Origin of the sequence: Stenotrophomonas sp. GD04024, from assembly GCF_029837545.1 — a bacterium.
GTDB lineage: Bacteria > Pseudomonadota > Gammaproteobacteria > Xanthomonadales > Xanthomonadaceae > Stenotrophomonas > Stenotrophomonas forensis.
In genome coordinates this window covers 1-17,246 of record NZ_JAOEDV010000058.1, presented here as the reverse complement: position 1 = coordinate 17,246, position 17,246 = coordinate 1, and the positions used below count along the sequence as shown (strand labels likewise).

General features: G+C 66.4%; 16 protein-coding genes. 4 read left to right on the top strand and 12 right to left on the bottom strand.

The annotated features are described in order from the left end of the window. Positions 1-5: 5 nt before the first annotated feature. A complete protein-coding gene (locus tag N7590_RS16225; RefSeq protein WP_164241389.1) occupies positions 6-398 on the bottom strand; it encodes a barstar family protein in 393 nt (130 codons plus the stop codon). Positions 399-701: 303 nt separating this feature from the next. Between N7590_RS16225 and N7590_RS16220 the strand changes: the two genes are divergently transcribed. The 3 genes from N7590_RS16220 (at position 702) to N7590_RS16210 (ending at position 4,988) form a co-directional block, all read left to right on the top strand. Then, positions 702-2,924, top strand: a complete 2,223-nt coding sequence (locus tag N7590_RS16220; protein WP_164241395.1) for a methyl-accepting chemotaxis protein — start codon at positions 702-704, stop codon at positions 2,922-2,924. 166 nt (positions 2,925-3,090) lie between these two features. Beyond that, the gene (locus tag N7590_RS16215) at positions 3,091-3,459 is read left to right on the top strand and encodes a glycine zipper 2TM domain-containing protein (protein ID WP_005415760.1); all 369 of its coding nucleotides are present in this window, start codon (positions 3,091-3,093) and stop codon (positions 3,457-3,459) included. Between the two features lie 152 nt (positions 3,460-3,611). Next, complete coding sequence (locus tag N7590_RS16210) at positions 3,612-4,988, top strand: hypothetical protein (RefSeq protein ID WP_080374994.1); 1,377 nt, start codon at positions 3,612-3,614, stop codon at positions 4,986-4,988. Positions 4,989-5,033: 45 nt separating this feature from the next. Here the strand turns inward: N7590_RS16210 and N7590_RS16205 are convergent, their stop codons facing one another. The 5 genes from N7590_RS16205 to N7590_RS16185 all read right to left on the bottom strand — a co-directional run bounded on the left by N7590_RS16205 (position 5,034) and on the right by N7590_RS16185 (position 10,714). Further along, positions 5,034-6,161, bottom strand: coding sequence for an ABC transporter permease (locus N7590_RS16205; RefSeq protein ID WP_164241388.1), 1,128 nt, complete (start codon positions 6,159-6,161; stop codon positions 5,034-5,036). Next, positions 6,158-7,345, bottom strand: a complete 1,188-nt coding sequence (locus N7590_RS16200; RefSeq protein ID WP_164241387.1) for an ABC transporter permease — start codon at positions 7,343-7,345, stop codon at positions 6,158-6,160. The genes N7590_RS16205 and N7590_RS16200 overlap by 4 nt, the downstream gene beginning before the upstream one ends. Next, the gene (locus N7590_RS16195; protein ID WP_164241386.1) at positions 7,330-8,343 is read right to left on the bottom strand and encodes an efflux RND transporter periplasmic adaptor subunit; all 1,014 of its coding nucleotides are present in this window, start codon (positions 8,341-8,343) and stop codon (positions 7,330-7,332) included. Before N7590_RS16195 ends, N7590_RS16200 begins: the two co-directional genes overlap by 16 nt. Further along, positions 8,336-9,742 carry a TolC family protein gene (locus N7590_RS16190; RefSeq protein ID WP_164241385.1) on the bottom strand — a complete coding sequence of 469 codons (1,407 nt, stop codon included), beginning with the start codon at positions 9,740-9,742 and terminating at the stop codon, positions 8,336-8,338. Before N7590_RS16190 ends, N7590_RS16195 begins: the two co-directional genes overlap by 8 nt. Before the next feature lie 78 nt (positions 9,743-9,820). Further along, on the bottom strand, positions 9,821-10,714 hold the full coding sequence (locus N7590_RS16185; RefSeq protein WP_164241384.1) for a LysR family transcriptional regulator ArgP: 894 nt from the start codon (positions 10,712-10,714) through the stop codon (positions 9,821-9,823). 105 nt (positions 10,715-10,819) lie between these two features. Between N7590_RS16185 and N7590_RS16180 the strand changes: the two genes are divergently transcribed. Next, positions 10,820-11,440: a LysE/ArgO family amino acid transporter gene (locus N7590_RS16180; protein WP_164241383.1), complete on the top strand. Its 621-nt coding sequence runs from the start codon at positions 10,820-10,822 to the stop codon at positions 11,438-11,440. 96 nt (positions 11,441-11,536) lie between these two features. Here the strand turns inward: N7590_RS16180 and N7590_RS16175 are convergent, their stop codons facing one another. From N7590_RS16175 to N7590_RS16150, 6 genes are all read right to left on the bottom strand, one after another. After that, positions 11,537-13,663: a TonB-dependent receptor gene (locus N7590_RS16175; RefSeq protein ID WP_164241382.1), complete on the bottom strand. Its 2,127-nt coding sequence runs from the start codon at positions 13,661-13,663 to the stop codon at positions 11,537-11,539. 181 nt (positions 13,664-13,844) lie between these two features. Continuing rightward, positions 13,845-15,314, bottom strand: a complete 1,470-nt coding sequence (locus tag N7590_RS16170; RefSeq protein ID WP_164241381.1) for a M23/M56 family metallopeptidase — start codon at positions 15,312-15,314, stop codon at positions 13,845-13,847. After that, a complete protein-coding gene (locus tag N7590_RS16165; protein ID WP_164241380.1) occupies positions 15,311-15,694 on the bottom strand; it encodes a BlaI/MecI/CopY family transcriptional regulator in 384 nt (127 codons plus the stop codon). Before N7590_RS16165 ends, N7590_RS16170 begins: the two co-directional genes overlap by 4 nt. Positions 15,695-15,785: 91 nt before the next feature. After that, positions 15,786-16,577, bottom strand: a complete 792-nt coding sequence (gene map / locus N7590_RS16160) for a type I methionyl aminopeptidase (RefSeq protein ID WP_053509467.1) — start codon at positions 16,575-16,577, stop codon at positions 15,786-15,788. Positions 16,578-16,584: 7 nt separating this feature from the next. Continuing rightward, a complete protein-coding gene (locus N7590_RS16155; RefSeq protein ID WP_006425741.1) occupies positions 16,585-16,797 on the bottom strand; it encodes a ParD-like family protein in 213 nt (70 codons plus the stop codon). A gap of 68 nt (positions 16,798-16,865) precedes the next feature. Next, the gene (locus N7590_RS16150; RefSeq protein WP_049456145.1) at positions 16,866-17,225 is read right to left on the bottom strand and encodes a VOC family protein; all 360 of its coding nucleotides are present in this window, start codon (positions 17,223-17,225) and stop codon (positions 16,866-16,868) included. Positions 17,226-17,246: the final 21 nt, after the last annotated feature.

The window sequence follows — 17,246 nt, the reverse complement described above, 5'->3', positions numbered from 1 at the left end:
CGCGCTCAGGCAGCGACCAGGGTGATCTGCGGATGCCCGTCGAAGATCTCCATCACGATCTCGAAGTACGTCTGTCCCTGGCCGTGCTCCAGCGCCGCGATCTGCTCGTTGATGGCCGCGACATTGAAGGTGCCGGGCTGATCGAGTTTTGACCGCAGCCACGCACGCGTGGCGTCCCGGCCCAATGCACTGCGGCTGTGCGCGATGTCCTGCCAGACGACGGTCGCGGCGGAGTGGCCGGCGAGCACGCCATAGCCACCCCACAGCAGGTCATCAAGCGCGTCCAGGCTTGCTCCCAGCTGCCAGTTCTCGCTGGCCATGAACACACGGTTGATTTCCGCGTACAGGCTGGCGATGTCGTTGATGGATGCGCCGTCGATGTGCAGGACCAGGGACATGCCGCAACTGTAGCCGTTCGCCGGTAGCGGCTGCATGCACCGGCAGCCCGACCCGGAACGGTGGTGTCCGCTGCTGATTATCAATGGATGCTGGAGGGATATACCGGAGAAAAACTGTCAATGCAGCGTGATTTCAATGCTGCGCTGGCATGTCATCGGCAGCCAAAGGGCGATGGGGGGCGGTACGGGGGCGGGTCCGTTCTGCCTGTTCAATATTATTGGATCGTTCCAAATATAAACTCCCATAAAGTTTCCCTTGCCTGCGCCGCCATCGATCGTACGGCCATGATCAAGGGAACTGAGATGCTCGCCTTACGCAACCTCCGAGTGGGATCCCGGCTGGGCGCCGGCTTTGGTTTGCTGCTGCTGTTCATCATGGCCATCGTTGGTCTGGTGCTGTACGGAAACCAGCTCAAGTCCGCCCAGTTCGAGAAAGTGGTGGACGTCAACATGGTGAAGATGCGGCTGCTGAATGACATGCTCGATACCAACAATGCGGTGCTGATGCATCGGCGGCTGATGGTGATCAAGCGTGGCGAGGATTTCGACAAGGATTATCAGAAGGCACAGGAACTGTCGCAGACCTACGACGGCATCTGGGCCAGGTACATCAAGATTCCGCGTGACGCCACCGGCGATGCGCTGGTTGCGAAAATCGACGCGGCACGCAAGGCGACCGACGCCTCCACCCAGCATCTGCACGAGCGCATGAAGGCTGGGGATTTCGACGGCGCTGCCAAAGAGCTGCTGGCCGAGCACGGGCTGGCCACGGCCTGGAACGAATCCATCTCGACGCTGCTGCGGCATCAGGAGACACTGACCGAGCGCAGCCGCCAGGAATATCGCAGCACGGAGGCCTGGACCGGCACCTTGTCGATCGTGTTCGGCGTGATGAGCCTGATACTGGGTTCGCTGGCGGCCTGGGCGATCACCCGCAGCCTGACCCGTCCGCTGGAGGGGGCGGTGAAGCTGGCCGATGGCATCGCCGGTGGCCGCCTGGACAACGTCATCGATGCGTCGGGCAACGATGAGGTGACCCAGCTGCTCAGGTCGATGCAACGCATGCAGATGCAGGTACAGGCGGTGATGGCGGCGCAGGGCGAGCTGGCCCGCCAGCATGACGCCGGCAGCCTCAGCTACCGCATGGATGAGAGCGCGTTCCCCGGCGACTTCGGGCGGATGGTGCACGAAACCAATGCGCTGGTTGGTTCGCACGTGCAGGTGCAGAACCGGCTGATCGAAGTGATGAAGCACTATGCCCGCGGTGACCTGTCGGTGGACATGGACCCGTTGCCGGGCGAGAAGGCGGCGATCACCCAGGCAATGGATGAAACCAAGAGCAGCCTGTCGGCGATCAACAGCGAGATCCGCCGGCTGGCGACCGCTGCTGCGGCAGGCGACTTCAGCCTGCGTGGCGATGAGGATCGCTTCGCCTACGATTTCCGCGACATGGTGGCCGGGCTCAACCAGCTGATGCAGACCACCGATGAAAACCTGGTGCAGGTGTCGACCCTGTTGCAGGCCATCTCGCGCGGTGACCTGACCGTGCGCATGCACGGCGATTTCCACGGGGTGTTCGCCCGCATGCGCGATGACTGCAATGCCACCGTCGATCAGCTCAAGCAGATCGTTGGCCGCATCCAGGCCAGTGCATCCAGCATCAACCTGGCTGCAGGCGAGATTGCCTCGGGCAACACCGACCTGTCGCGGCGCACCGAGCAGCAGGCCGCGAATCTGGAGGAAACGGCCGCGTCGATGGAGGAGCTGACCTCCACCGTGAAGCAGAATGCCGAACACGCGCGGCAGGCCAACCAGCTTGCCATCGGTGCGCATGGTGTCGCCTCGCAGGGCGGGGAGGTGGTCGGCCAGGTGGTGACCACGATGTCCGCCATCGAAGCCGCCTCGAAGAAGATTGCCGAGATCATCTCGGTGATCGATGGCATCGCATTCCAGACCAACATCCTGGCACTGAACGCCGCGGTGGAAGCGGCGCGTGCCGGTGAGCAGGGCCGGGGCTTTGCGGTGGTGGCCAGCGAGGTGCGCACGCTGGCGCAGCGCTCGGCCGGTGCCGCCAAGGAGATCAAGGGCCTGATCGAGGACTCGGTCGGCAAGGTGGCCGATGGGTCTGCACTGGTGCGCCAGGCAGGCACCACGATGGGCGAGATCGTGGCCTCGGTGCAGCGGGTGACCGACATCATGGCCGACATCTCCGCCGCCTCGCAGGAGCAGAGTTCGGGCATCGAGCAGGTCAACCAGGCCGTGGTGCAGATGGACGAGACCACCCAGCAGAATGCGGCATTGGTGGAAGAAGCCAGCGCAGCGGCGCGCTCGATGGAAGAGCAGGCCAACCTGTTGGCTGAAGCGGTGTCGGTGTTCCGCACCGGTACCGCCACGGCCGCGGCGGTGGTACGGCCTGCGTTGGCGGCCGTCGCTGCGTCGGTGGCTCCGGTGCGCAGGCCGACGGTTCTTTCTCCCCGCATCGATTCGACGCTGGCCGCCAACGCGGGTGGCTGGCAGGAGTTCTAGAAGGGCGGCATGCCGGCAGGGAGACGGCGCCCATCGCGATGGCTGGTCGCGATGGGCGCGGATTTCTTTCCTGAACGGGCGATGGCCGATGTCGCCGCGCAAACGCCCATTTCACTTCCGGTTGCCAGCCGTGGGAGGACACTTGCGCCATCCCGGACCTCAGGAGATGGCCATGAAGACCTCGACCCGACTGCTTGTGCTGGGCACGCTGCTGGCGGCCAGCTCGGTTGCAGGCGCGCAGACCTACGGGCCGCGTGATGAAGGACGCAAATTCAACGATGGCAGCCGCGTGGTCTGCAAGAACGTGGAAGTGCAACGCAATTCGCGTGACCCCAACCGTATTGCCGGTACGGCCACCGGCGCGGTGATTGGTGGCCTGCTCGGCAACCAGGTGGGCGGCGGCAACGGCAAGAAGCTCGCCACCGTGGCCGGTGCCGTCGCCGGTGGCGCCGCGGGCCGGCAGATCCAGGGCAACAGCCAGCAGAAAAACGGTGATCGCGTGGTCGAACGCCGCTGCGAGCGTGTTTACCGCTGATTGTCTGCACCGGTAGCGCTTCCTTCCACAGGATTCGCAGTACGCATGTCCTCGAACGCCGGCCCTGTGCCGGCGTTCGTCGTTGAACGGCCCTGTATCGCGGGCTGCAGCGCGGTGTCTATACTGCGCCGACTTCAATGGATGAACGCAATGTGAACGAATCACCCCTGACTGAGTCGCACACGCCGGTTGCCGAGGTCGATCCAGTACTGGAAGCGACAGCGCGCTTCGGCCGACTGCGTGAGCGTACCGACGAGCTCGAATTGTTCATTTCCGGCCTGCTGGCGTTTGCACTGTTGGCGGTTCCTGGCTATCTGTTCGATGCCTGGGCGCGCAGCAGCCTGCATACCGAAGGCATTTACTTCCAACTGCTGTGGTTTGGTTTCAGCATCAGCGTGGGCATGTGCTACGTGTTGGCAGTGGCGCTGATCGCGCACCTGACCGTGCGCGGCTACTGGATAGGCCTGATCGGGCTGAAATCGCACTTCCCCAAGGGCATCGACTGGCAACGGCTTCCGCAGATGGGCCCGGTATCGCGCGCCTTCCTCAAGGCCCGCGACGGTGGCCTGGATGGCAGCATCGAGCGCGCTGATCGTTTGGCCACCATGCTCTTCTCCACCACGCTGTTGGCCGTGCAGACGCTGGCCGGAACGCTGGTGATGGCCGTGCTGACGCTGTGCGTGGCGATGGCGATCAGTGCGCTTGCCGGCGGTTCAGAACGTGTTGTCATGATCGTGGTCATTAGCGTCCTGACCGGCTTGCTTGCACTCGCGCTGGTGCCCGCGCTGCTGGAGCGCGTCATTGCGCGTAGACAGCGGCGCAACCAGGCCCATGAGGGCCTGCAGCACTGGCTGCAGCGCTTCCTGGCGGGCCTGCAGCGGATTCCCCTGCTGCGCCAGATGCAGACGATGCAGCTGACCCTGCAGAGCAACCTGCGCTCGCGTTCATTCATGGCGGTCTATCTGCTCGCCGTGGTGGTGGCCATGGTGCTGGGAGCCGTCCAGGTACTGGGTTCGGTGAAGTTTTCGCTGTTCAACCGTTACCAGGTGATGACTGACGAGGCTGTCGAACACGGCATGTTGAGCGCGCATTACGAGTCGATGCGCTCGGCACACGATCAGCTGTTGGCGTACCCGATGATTCCCTCCGACACGATCACCGGTTCGCGCCTGCGCGTGTTCATTCCGCATCGTCCCCAGCGCGACAACCCGTTGGCACGCCAGCATTGCAGTGCGCTGCCCGGGGCGCGCAACGAAGCCGTAGGCGCGCAGGCTGCCAGTGCGGCGGTGGAGTGCCTGTCGCGGCTGTGGCAGGTGCAGTTGGATGGCGCGCCGGTCGACCTGCACGAGTTCATGCCGATGGAACGCCGTGATGTCGACATGCGCGGCTTGGTCGGATACCTGCCGATGGCGGGGTTGGTACCCGGTCGGCATGATCTGAACCTGGTCTGGAATGCCGAAGGTGGCGAACGCGGCCCGGAGCGACGTCGCGAGTACCGCATCCCGTTCTGGTACGCGCCAGACCCCTGAAAAGGGGACGGAGGGGATTAAGTCGCAATCCGCCAATCCGGCCGCTTACGACTTAATCCCCTCCGTCCCCTTTCTTGCGAGGAGGCGCCAGGCGGCGAGGCTGCCGTAGAGCAGCAGCAGGATGCTGAGGGTGATCAGTTCGTGGCTGACTTCGGCCAGGCGGGCGTCCATCTGGTTCAGGCGCACCATCAGGTTGATGCCCGAGGTGGTTGGCAGCAGCTGCGCCAGCCACACCAGCGGGCGTGGCGTCATCACTGCCGGCCAGGACAGGTTGGCCAGGAAGAACAGCGGGATGGAGGTGGCGATGATGTACTGGAACGCACGTTCGCGGGTGCGGAAGAAACTGCCGACGAACAGGCCGAACGCCACCGTCGCGGCGATGAACAGGGTGCCGCCCAGCAGCTGGCCCAGTGGATTGCCACCGCGTGGATAGTCCTGCACCCAGGCGGTGAAGCCGGCGTAGTAGAACAGGCCGAACAGGCCGATCAGGCCGAAGCCCAGTGCCATGCCGGCCAGGGTCGGCAGGTCGAAGCGCAGGCGCCGGCCGAGCGCGAGACGACGGCCGCCGAGCAGGACGCCGATGCCCATCAGCAGGGTCTGGTGCACGATCAGTTCGGCCACGCCGGGGACGATGGCGCTGCCGTAGCCTTCCTGGGTGTTGTACAGCGGGCGCTGCACCAGGGTGACCGGCGGTGCCTGCGGTGCGCCCATGAAGGCCGCCTGGCCGACTACCGCCTCACGCCCGAACGCGCCCAGTGCATCGGCCACGCTGCCCAGCACCCAGCTGGCACGGCCCAGGTAGGCGCCGTTGCCGAGCAGCACCAGCTTGGCGGGGTGGCCGCGCAGGATGTCGCGCTCCAGGTTGGCCGGAATCAGCACGATGCCTTCGGCGTGGCCGGCTTCCAGCTGCTGGCGCGCACTGTCGATGTCGGCCGGTTGCCCGACCACGCGTGCGACCCGCAGCGCGTCCAGCTTTCGCAGCAGTTCGCGGCTGGTGGCGCTGTGGTCTTCGTCCACCACCAGCACCGGCAGGTTGCCGGCCACCTGGTGGCGGTACGCCGCCGGGTAGAAGAACGAATACAGGATCACCGCGCCGACCATCACCACGATCGCATAGCGGTCGCACAGCACCGCCATCAGGGTCTGCCGCAGGCTGCGCCAGAGCGTGCTCATGCGTCGGCCCTCGCCGGCTGCGCAGCGTCAGGCGTACGCGCGAAGGCGATCAGGCGCAGGCCACCGATGCCGCCGGCCACCACCGACATCAGCAGCAGCGTGGCCAACGGCCACAGCGAGACCAGCAGCGGCGAACCGATGAACTGTTGCTGGGTCTGCAGCTTGATGTAGGCGCTGAGCGGCAGCAGCTGATGCCAGATGCGGGTGAACAGGGGGCCGTCCAGCACCGGGAAGGTGGCGCTGGAGAACGCCAATGCGGTGCCGATGCTGAGGCCGACTGCGGACAGCGCAGTACCCATGTCGCGGGTGACGCCGACGAAGAACAACGCGTAGGCCGCAGTGGCCAGGTAGAACAGCGGCTGTGCAAGCAGCAGCAGGAGCACGCTGCCGGCCACGCCATCGCCGCGCAGCCAGGCCAGGTAACCCAGCCCGAGTGCACCGTACAGCGAGAACAGCAGGATGTACGGTGCAGCCTTGCCGGCGATGGCGGCCCACGGCGTGCGGCCCAGCCAGCCGGGCAGGGTGCCATCGCGGATCTCGCGCCCCAGGCTGCCGGCCACCGCAAGTGCCAGCACCAGCGACAGTACCGCCGGGAAGATCAGTGGCAGCAGGAACAGCTCGTAGCTGCGTGCCGGGTTGTAGAGGATGTCTGACTGCACCGCGATCGGTGCCGCACGCAGCTTGTCCGGGCCGACCTGCAGGCCGATGCGCTCGCGCAGCAGGCGTGCGTTCCAGGCCGAGACCGCATCGCCGATATCACGCGCGGCGGACTGGCCGGTGGTCATGTAGGTGGCGTTGTAATAGGCGAACACCGTGCCCTGGCGCCCGCGCAGCGCCTGCCGGGTAACGTCGCGCGGCACCAGCACGATCGCGAACACGTCCAGGCTGCGCAGCTGCGAGCGTGCGTCCTCCATGTCGGCTGGTTGGCTGGCGATGCGCACGCCCGGGCTGGCATCGAGCATGCGCAGCAGCAGGCGGCTGTCACTGCTGTGGTCGAGGTCGACCACGGCAATCGGGATGTCGCGCATCACCGAGGGGGTGAACATCCATGCCATCACCGCCAGCATCAGCAGCGGCAGCACGGTGACCAGCATCAGGTCGGCTCGGTTGCCGCGCAGCGACCGCAGCTCGCGCCGCCACGACGTGGCGAAGCCGCCGCCATCAGGGCTCAGTGCTGGGGCCATGCGAACAGCACGCTCATGCCGGGGCGGAAGCCCTCGATGCGGCGTACCGGGCGCACCCGCACCTCGAAGCTGCGGACGTCGTAGCCGGACGACTGGCGGGTGGTGCGCCAGGTCGCATAGTCACCGGCCGGATTGATGAAATAGACCTCGAACTCGCCGTCCTGGCCGAGCGCCGGCACACTGCCACGCAGCTTGCTGCCGACCTTCAGGCCCTGCATCTGCGATTCGCGCAGGTTCATCGCCACCCACATGCGGTCGATGTCGACCAGGGTGAACACCGGATAGCCGGCCGGCACCAGTTCACCCGGGTCGGCCATGCGCTTGTTGATCTCGCCGGCGACCGGCGCGCGGCCTTCCACTTCGGCGCGCGCGGCGTTGACTTCGGCCACCGCGCCCTGCGCCTGCTGCACCTGGCCCTGCGCGGCGCGCTTGTCCTGCTCGCGCGCGCCAGACAGCGCCATGTCGTACTGCGCGCGGGCGGCGCGGGCCAGTTCGCGCGAGCTGGTGGCCTGGGCATGCGCTTCATCGCGCTTCTGCCGGGTCATCACTCCTTCATTGAACAGGTTCTGCACGCGCTGGTAGGTGGCCTCGGCCAGCGTCGCACCGGCTTCGGCGCGCTTCCAGTTGGCTTCGGCGGCGCGGATGTCTTCGCTGCGCGCGCCTTCATCGGCCTTGTCGGCTACCGCCTGTGCGGCGGCCAATGCGCCGTGCGCCTGCTGTTCCTTGGCGGCCACCTCGGGGCTGTCGAGCAGGAACAGCACCTGCCCGGGCTGCACGCGGTCACCCTCGCGTACCTTCAGTTCGGCCACGCGCGCGGTGATCTTGGCGGCCACGTTGATGGTGTCCGCATCGGCCATGCCCTGGATCTGGTCGGCCGGGCTGCGCCAGGCCAGCCACAGGCCCAGCACCACCACCACCAGCAGCACCCCTATCAGGATCGGTCCCAGCCGGCGCTTTCCGGGGGGCGTCGTCGCATCGTCGTGCAGCACATCACTCATGGTCGATCACCTCGTCCGCACGCCGCCGGAACTCTTCGAAACGGTCCATCTGTCCACTGACCTCCAGCAGCTGTGCCAGTGCAACATCGTATTGGTAGGCGGCCTGTGCGCGCTCGACGCGGGCACCGCCGAGGCCGAGCCGCGCGTCGATCACATCCAGCGAGGTGGCCTGGCCTTCGCGAAACGCCAGCTCCTGCAGGCGCAGGTTTTCCTGTGCCTGGGCAATGCTGCTGTCGAGCAGCACGAACTGCTGGCGGGCGGTCTCCAGTTCGTTCCAGGCCTTGCGCACGCCTAGTGCAACCTGGTTCTCGGCTTCGCGCAGGCCCGCTTCGGCCTGCTCCTGCTGCGCACGCGCGGCGCTGATCTGCGCCGGCCGCGAGTTCGGCGACAGGAAGGTGTACTTCAGTCCGATGCCGAAGGCCCAGTCCGGATCGGTCAGCATTTCGTCGCGGCGGCGGAAGTCGTACTGGCCGAAGGCGAAGATCTGCGGCTTCAGCTTGGCCTGCTGCACGCGCACACCCTGTTCGGCCTGCGCCACCATCGCCCGTAGGCGCGCGATCTGCGGCTGGCGCGCCTGCGCGGTGCGCTCGAAGCGGGCGACCGGTTCCAGCGGCGCGCGCTGCACGAACAGCGGCGACACCGGCTGCACCTCTCCGCCGCTGCGCAGCAGGGTGGACAGCGCGGCCTTCAGCGTGGCCAGGTCGTTCACCGTTTTCTGGTATTCGCGCTCGGCCTTGTCGCGGGCCACGGTGGCCTGCAGTCGCTGGGCGCGGGTGGCGAAGCCCTCGCGCTCCAGTTTCTCGGCGTCGGACAAGTGGCGGTCGAGGCCATCGCGCACATCGCGGCGCACCTCCACGGCCTGTTCGGCCAGGCGCTGGCCGAAATAGGCCTGTGCCAGCTGCACGGTCAGCGACTGGCGTTGCGCCTCGCGCTCGGCGCTGGCCTGTTCATGGGCGGCGCTGGCGGCGCGCTGTGCAGCAGGGATCACCCCGCCGGTGTACAGCGGCAGCACCGCAGTCACCACCGGGCGGGTGCGCCAGTCGCGTTCGGTGAACGACAGCGGCGAGTCGATGCCGAAGGCTTCGGCCACCGGCGCCAGTGAACCCAGCGGCAGGGTCAGGGTCTTCTGGAACTGCAGGCGGCGCACTTCGCCGGTGATCTCCGGCAGGCGCAGCAGGCGGGTGGCGTCCTGCAGGTCCTGCTTGTTGCGCACGGCGGCGTCGGCGGCGGCCAGCGCATCGGAGACCTGTTCCAGGCGCTGCCGCGCCTGTTCCCAGTCCAAAGCCGGTGCGTCGGTGATGGACTGTGCCAGCGCAGTGAGGGGCAGGCAGGTTGCCAGCGTCAGCGCCAGCGCGGCCCTTGCGCGGAGCATCCTTGTACGTCGGCCGATCACGCCCATGCCGTCCCAATGGTGAAGAAGTGCGCAAACGGTAGTGCGCGCGGTGTGAAGCCCGGGTCTGCGGTCATCGTGTGGTCCTCAGCGAAGGGTGCCGCTGGCCGCGCTGCGCAGCGCCTGGGTGATGTGCTGCAGCGTGCTTGAGCGCACGGCGGCATGCTGCCAGTACAGCGGCACATCCAGCCAGCGGCGGGGTTCCAGTACCACCACGCGGCCGGCATGCACGGCGGGCGCGACCAGGGTTTCCGGGGCCATGCCCCAGCCGAGTCCGCACGCTGCGGCTTCGACGAAACCGGTGGAGGAGGGCAGGTAGTGTAGCGGCGGCTGCAGGCGCGCGCGGGTCAGCCGCCGCACGAAGCGCCATTGCAGTTCATCCTTGCGGTTGAACACCAGCATCGGTGCGCGCGCCAGGGCGGCGGCCTGCATGCCATCGCTGAAGTACTGGCGGGCGAAGCCGGGCGAGGCGATGGCGTGGTAGCGCATCGCGCCGAGCGGATGCACGTTGCAGCCTTTCACCGGTTGGCCTTCGGCAGTGACCGCACCGAGCACGCTGCCATCGCGCAGCAGCTGCAGGGTGTGGTCCTGGTCGTCCATGCGCAGGTCGAACAGGTAGCCGTGGCGCTGGTGCAGTTCGGCGATGGCCGGTACGAACCAGGTATCGAGCGAGTCGTCGTTGACCGCCAAGGGGATCGGCGTGCGCGCAGCGTCGCCGCCGCGCTCGGGCAGCAGTTCGGCCAGCGCCTCGGCCTCCAGTGCCTGCATCGGGCGAACCCGGCGCAGCAGGGCCTCCCCGGCAGCGGTGGGGCGGCACGGCGCCTGGCGGACCACCAGTACCTGGCCGAGCCGGTCCTCCAGTGCCTTGATCCGTTGCGAAAGTGCCGACGCGCTGATCGACAGGCGGCGTGCCGCAGCCTCGAAGCTGCCTTCCTCCAGCACCGCGGCAAACGCGGCCAGTTGCGGATGTACCAGGTCCATGCAGGCGCCCCTTCAGTTTTTCTGCACAGGATAAAGAAAAATCAGATTGTCTTAACGCGGCAATGGCCGCACCCTGCGCGTCCCTTCGCTGCCTGGGCCTTCCTGATGTGGATTGCCGCTACCGCCGCCGGTCTGTTCGCAGGTGCCGGCCTGATCATCGCCATCGGTGCGCAGAACGCCTTCGTACTGCGCCAGGGCCTGCAGCAGCGCCATGTGGGGAGGGTAGTGCTGGCCTGTGCCGGCGCGGACATCGCGCTGATCCTGGCCGGCGTTGGCGGCATGGGGGCGTTGGTGCAGCAGTGGCCGTTGCTGCTGCAGGTGCTGCGCTTCGGCGGTGCGGCGTTCCTGCTCTGGTATGGACTGCAGGCCGGATTGCGCGCCTGGCACGGTGGCAGTGCCTTGGCCGCCGCCGAGACGCAGGGTGGCAGCGGGCGCCAGGTACTGTTGACCTGCCTGGCGTTCACGCTGCTCAATCCGCACGTCTATCTGGATACGGTGGTGCTGCTCGGCAGCTTGTCCACGCGTTACCCCGGCGATCTGCGCTGGGCCTTCGCCGCCGGAGCCTGCGTGGCCAGCGTGGCCTGGTTCTGCACGTTGGGCTATGGCGCGCGGCTGCTGCAGCCGGTGTTCCGCAGGCCGGCTGCGTGGCGCGTGCTGGACGCAGGCGTGGCGGTCTTCATGTTATGCCTCGCCACGCTGCTGCTGTTGCGTCCGCTATCGCCATGAGTGCATGACGCACGCCGGTGTTGCGTGTGTGTTCCATCGATACGGTTCACGCGGCCGGGTGCTGCGCGTTTGAGTTGTACCCCGTGCATATGCTGATCACAGCGGGAGCTCCCATTGCAGGCGAAGACCGGGCACGGAACGTCGGGTGTTGCGAAGTACCTGCGATCCGCCTTCGTCGAAACGCCAATGGCCGGTCTCGAAGTCCTGCGCCAACAGGTTCGAGGCGGTCAAGCGCAGCTTGCCGCGCCGTTCGCTTGCGTACTGCGCCCAAGCCTCCAGCTCGCGTCGATAGGACGTGATGTCCAGCTCGCTCAGGCTGTAGCGTATTCTGCCTCCGCTGCGATGGGTGTAAGCCAGGCCACTGCTCCAGCGCGATGAAATGCGGTAATCGAGCGACGCACTGGCGGTGAATGGCACCTGGTCTTCAATCCGATTGTCAGGCCCGGGGAGATCCCTGACCCGGGAGTGGCTCCAGGTGGCGTTGCCGCGCAGCTCGATATCCGGCGCTCTGCGGTACAGACGTGCCAGCGGCATCCTGCCATCCATTTCGATGCCCCAGGCCGTGGCGCGGGTACCGTTGACCGGCGTCGATACCCAACGCCCTTCACGCAGGATGGTTTCATTGCGGATCGGCGCGTCGATGCGGCGCATGTAACCGCCGATGCTCCCCTGTGTACCTTCACGGCCGTGCATTTCCCAGGCCGCATCCAGACCCCATGCCAGTTCCGGACGCAGCGCTGGATTCCCGATCTCGTCGGGGTTCAGTGGGCGGTTGTTGGTGGAGGTATACGGCCGCGGGACCAGTGAGCGCAGTGCCGGTGCGCGGAAACTGCGGCTCAGTGATACCCGTAGCTGGTCCTTGCCCTTTGCGCGCTTCCAGAGACCCTGCAGGACCGGCGTGAAAACGCTGGCCCGGTGACGCATCGCAGCGAAGCCACGCCCTTCGCTGCGGGTCTGCAGTTGTTCCCAGCGACCGCCGACATAGAAGGCGCTTCGCGTTCCCAGTGGGAACTCGTCCTGCGCATAGACGGCGATGCGGTGCAGGCGCGCATCAAAGGAAAGGTCGCTGATCGTCGATGGCTCATCAGGGGAATACCGGAGTTGCTGCAGGCGTGATTCGCGGCGCGAATCCATGCTGCTTTCGGCACCGACCTGCAATGTATGGCGACCCCACGCCGGCAGAGTCCACCGCACGCGGGTAGTGCCGCCCAGCACATGCAGCTGCGCATCGGTGCGATCGAGAAGGTTGTCCTGCTGCCCCGCATCCTGTCCCTGCTCGCGGAAGCGGTAGTTTTCGCGGTTGCCATCCAGTGCCAGACGCAGGTTCAGGCTGCCGCCGTCCGGTAGCTTCTTCTCCCACTCCGCGCTGGCCTGGCCCTGATCAAGGCGCAGGCGCGTGCGCTGCCGGTAATGTGGAGTACGCAGTTCCGCACCCAGCGCCGTTTCCCAATCGATGTACATGTCGCGACGGAAGTCGGATGCATCCACCAGGGCCTGTAGTGAAAGAGTGGTGTCCTCGCTGGTTCTGAGCGTCAGTGAGGGGGCGAGCGAGACGCTGTCACGATGCCCGGTGGCGCGCAGGCGGGATTGTCGATGCAGCAACGGCGCGCCAACACCATCCCAAGCATCTTCTCTGCTGCGTTCCTCCACCAGGAAGCCACGGGCAGTAGCTGTGGCGGTCAGTGCAAGATCTCGGTCCAGGCCGGCATGGGTCTGCCGCCAGCTTGCCGATGGGGTGCTGCGCCCCTGATTGTCGGCCCATGAAAGTGTCAGCCGCTGGCTGTCTTTTGCAATCGGCGCGCGGGTGACGATGTTGAGTGTACCGGCGACGGCACCCATGCCCTGGTCAGCAGTAGGCGCGCGCAGGATTTCGATGCGCTCGATCAGATCGGTGGCCAGCGAGTCCAGGCTGAAGCCAGCGGGCGTACGCTGGCCGTCCAGCAGGATCTGCGTGTAGCCGGCACCCAGGCCGCGTAGTGATACGCTGCCTGGGCGGCCCGGAGCACCACTGGAAACGCTGATGCCGGGCAAGCGTTTGAGTGCCTCCAGCAGGTCGGTGTCGCCATGCCGTTGCAGTGCCTCGCGGTCCACCACGATGCGACTCGCGGTGTCGTCACGGCGAGCATCGTAACGCTCGGCCTGGACGTGCACTGCATCCAGATCGGTCGTGTTTGAAGGGGCGGGTGTCGTTGGTGGAAGGGCCGCGGCATTCGCTGGTGCCATCAGGCAGCCAATGGTGAGCCACATGCCAGCGTGTGGCCACAGCGTTGTCGGGGAAGGCGATGATCGTCGCATGGTCGTGCAGTTCCTTTGTCACGGCGGGACAGCGGGCCGCAGCAGGTCCTCCCGCGGCCGGGTATCGAAACGATGCATGGAGGGCGGCGGCAGAGCGCCGATCAGTGCATTACTGCAGCCAGTCCTGCGGGTCCACTCGTGTTCCGTTGCGTAGCAGTTCCATGTGCAGGTGTGGACCGGTGGTACGCCCAGTGTTGCCGCTGCGGGCGATGGGATCGCCCCTGCGCACGCGCTGGCCTGGCTGTACCGCGAAGTCCTGCAGGTGCGCAAACAGCGACTGCCAGCCAGCGCCATGATCAATCACGACAACCGTGCCGTAGTTGGCGCCATCGGGATAGGCGTGCGTGGCGGCGATCACTGTGCCGTCGGCGGGGGCGAGCACGGCGGTGCCTCGGCGGGCGGCGAAGTCGGTGCCGCGATGGGCGCGCTGGCGGAAGTCGGAAACATGACCGAATACGCTGGTAACCCGCGTATTGGACAGCGGCGCAGCGAATGAAGGGGCTGGCGGCAGCGCTTCTTCCAGGACTGTTACTGATGTGACCGGCAATGGCAGCGGAAGAGACGGCGGCCCTGCCATCGCGGCGGCTTGGACGGTGGCCAGACCGACCGTGCAGGCGGCGCCCAGCGCGACCAGCAGCAGGACGCTGGTGATACCGGGGCGGCGACCCGCATCGCCCTGCAGCATATGCTGCAGGCGTAGCTGGTGGCCGCCGAAATCGCGATGGGTCAGGGCACTGGCTGGCTGCTCTCCCGTAGCATGGCGAAGTGTCTGGATATAGGCGTGGGCCAATAGGCGGCCATCGTTGCTGGCGCCCCCCTCGGCCAGTGCACGCGCATCGCATTGCAACTCGGCGGCCAGCTGCACGCGCGCGGCAATGCGTCGTACGAACGGATTGAACCAGTACAGCGCACCGACCAGTCGCATCAATGCAGCGCGCTGGGGATCTCGGCGCTGCAGATGGGCCGCCTCATGGCCAATGACCAGGCGTAGCGTTCGATCCGGCAGGGCCAGGCTGGCTGCCGGCAGGATGATCTGTGGTTGCGGCCTGCACAGGGCAAACGGCGTGCCGTTGCCGGCTACAAAACGCAGCGCGATCCCTTTCTGCTGCAGCTCCCGCATGATCTGGCGCGATTGCGGTCCCGGCAGTTGCATTGCCTGCAGCGGCTGGCTGTCGCGCAACAGGGCGCGCAGCCGGCGGCTGGCCAACGCCCACCGAGCGAGGGCCAGCAGGGCCCCTGCGATATGGACGGTCAGCAGCAGTGGCGTCAGCCAGGCCATCAAGGGTTCAGTCGCCGCGAGTGCAGGCAGCTGCACGGACAGCAGTGCGCCGGTACCGCTGTCCAGCGCAACCGGCAATGTGCTGGACAGCTCCTGCAGCGGCGCGGCCTGCATCGGCAGCATCAGCGCTAGCAAGGGGGGCAGCACAGCGCACAACCACGCCCCCAGCCAGAAACGCGCCGACGCATGCGAGAGCCCGAGCTGGCGCTGCAACAGTTGCGCGCCGTACCAGACCAGGCCAGCCCCGAACAGGCTTGCAGTGAGGCTGATCATCCACAGGCCGGTTGATGACAGACTCATGGCTGGTCCTCGTCGCCCTGGAGCAGCAGCGCCTGCAGTTGCTCGATTTCCTTGTCGCTCAGCAGGCGGCTTTCGGCGAAGGCCTGGGTCGGCAGCGGCCCGTCGATCTCCAGTACGCGGCGAGCGAAGTCGGCACTGAGTGCGGCCAGGGTGGTCACCTTGCCGACCTGGGCGCTGTAGACATTCAGGCCGTGCTGGCTGCCCTCTTTCACCAGGCCCTTGTCGACCATCCTTTCCAGCGTCTTGCGCGTGGACGAATACGACCAGTCCAGTGCAGCAGCTGCCGCGTTGTGCAGTTCACGCGCACTGCAGGCGCCATCGCGCCACAGGCACTTCAACAACTCCAGTTCGGCGTTCGAAGGTGTTGGGGGGCGGGGCATGGCCAGACCTGTGCGTGCGATTGATGTCGCGAGTGTGCGACATGTGTCGCATGCCATGCAAGAGGGGCATCGAAGCGCGGAAGTGCTGAGGTCAGTCGGTCGCCATCCGGTCGATGGCGTACAACGGCGTTTCGCCGGGGCGCAGGGTCAATACGCGCACGCCGCTGCGGGTGACCGCCACGGTGTGCTCGAACTGCGCCGACAGCTTGCCGTCGCGGGTGTACACCGGCCATTCGTCCGGTTGCTGGCGGATGGCCGGCTTGCCCTGGTTGAGCATCGGTTCGATGGTGAACACCATGCCTTCCTCCAGCACCATGCCGGTGTTGGGATGGCCGTAGTGCAGGATCTGCGGTTCCTCGTGCATCTCCTGGCCGATGCCGTGGCCGCAGTATTCCTTCACTACGCTGTAGCCGTGGCTGCGCGCATGGCGGGCGATGGCGTGGCCGATGTCGCCCAGCCGCGCACCAGGACGCACCGCGGCAATGCCTTTCCACATCGCCTGGTAGGTGGTCTGCACCAGCCTGCGCGCGGCGTAGTCGACCTCACCGACCAGATAGGTGGTGCTGGAGTCGGTGATGTAGCCGTTCTTCTCCAGGGTGATGTCGAGGTTGACGATCTGGCCGCTGCGCAGCACGTCGGTGGGGCTGGGCACGCCGTGGCAGATGACGTTGTCGATCGAGGTGTTGAGCACGTACGGGAAGCCATACTGGCCCTTGCTGGCCGGCCGCGCCTGCAGTTCATCGACGATCATGCGTTCGACGAAATCGTTGATCTCCATGGTGCAACGGCCCTGCAGCGGCAGCCGGTCGAGTGCGGCGAACACCTGCGCCAGCAGGCGCCCGGATTCGGCCATCAGCGCGATTTCGTGCGGCTGCTTGATCATCGCCATGTCAGGCCCGCCCGGGCGCCAGCGCCTGTGGCTGCACGCCGGCCGCGCGCAGTTCGCTGGCGACGATGTCCTGGAAGCTCAGCGTAGGATTCATCTCGCACAGCATTCCGACCCGGATCCAGAAATTAGCCTGGGCGTTGATCGAGCGGCTGGAGACGGTGCAGGCACGGCGCAGCTGGTCGTGCAGGGTGTCATCGATGTTGACGATGCCCATCGGCGGTCCTGGGGTAGTGGATATACGAAGCATATATGTTTCGTATATTCGGCTCAAGCCGCTGGGGTTCAGTCTGCGTGGGTGGCAAAGCGCAGGCGGTTGCCGTCGGGATCACGCAGCAGCATCTCGCGGCTGCCCCATTCGGTGTCATGCGGCGGCTGCTCGATCGGCACGTTCGCGGCGCTGAAGGCACGGTGCAGCGCATCGACATCCTCGACGATGAAGTACACCGCGCCGCCGACCTCGCAATCACCGGTGTGTTCGGTGAGGAAGAGGGTCTGGCCGTCGCGGGTGAGCTGGGCGAACAGCGGGAAGCCGGGTTCGAAGCGGTGTTCCCAGTCGACCACGAAGCCCAGGCCCTGCACGTAGAACGGCAGGGAGGTGTCGGCATGGCGCATGCGCAGTTGCGGGATGACGGTCTGGGGCATGGCGGCGTCTCCGGGGGTAGG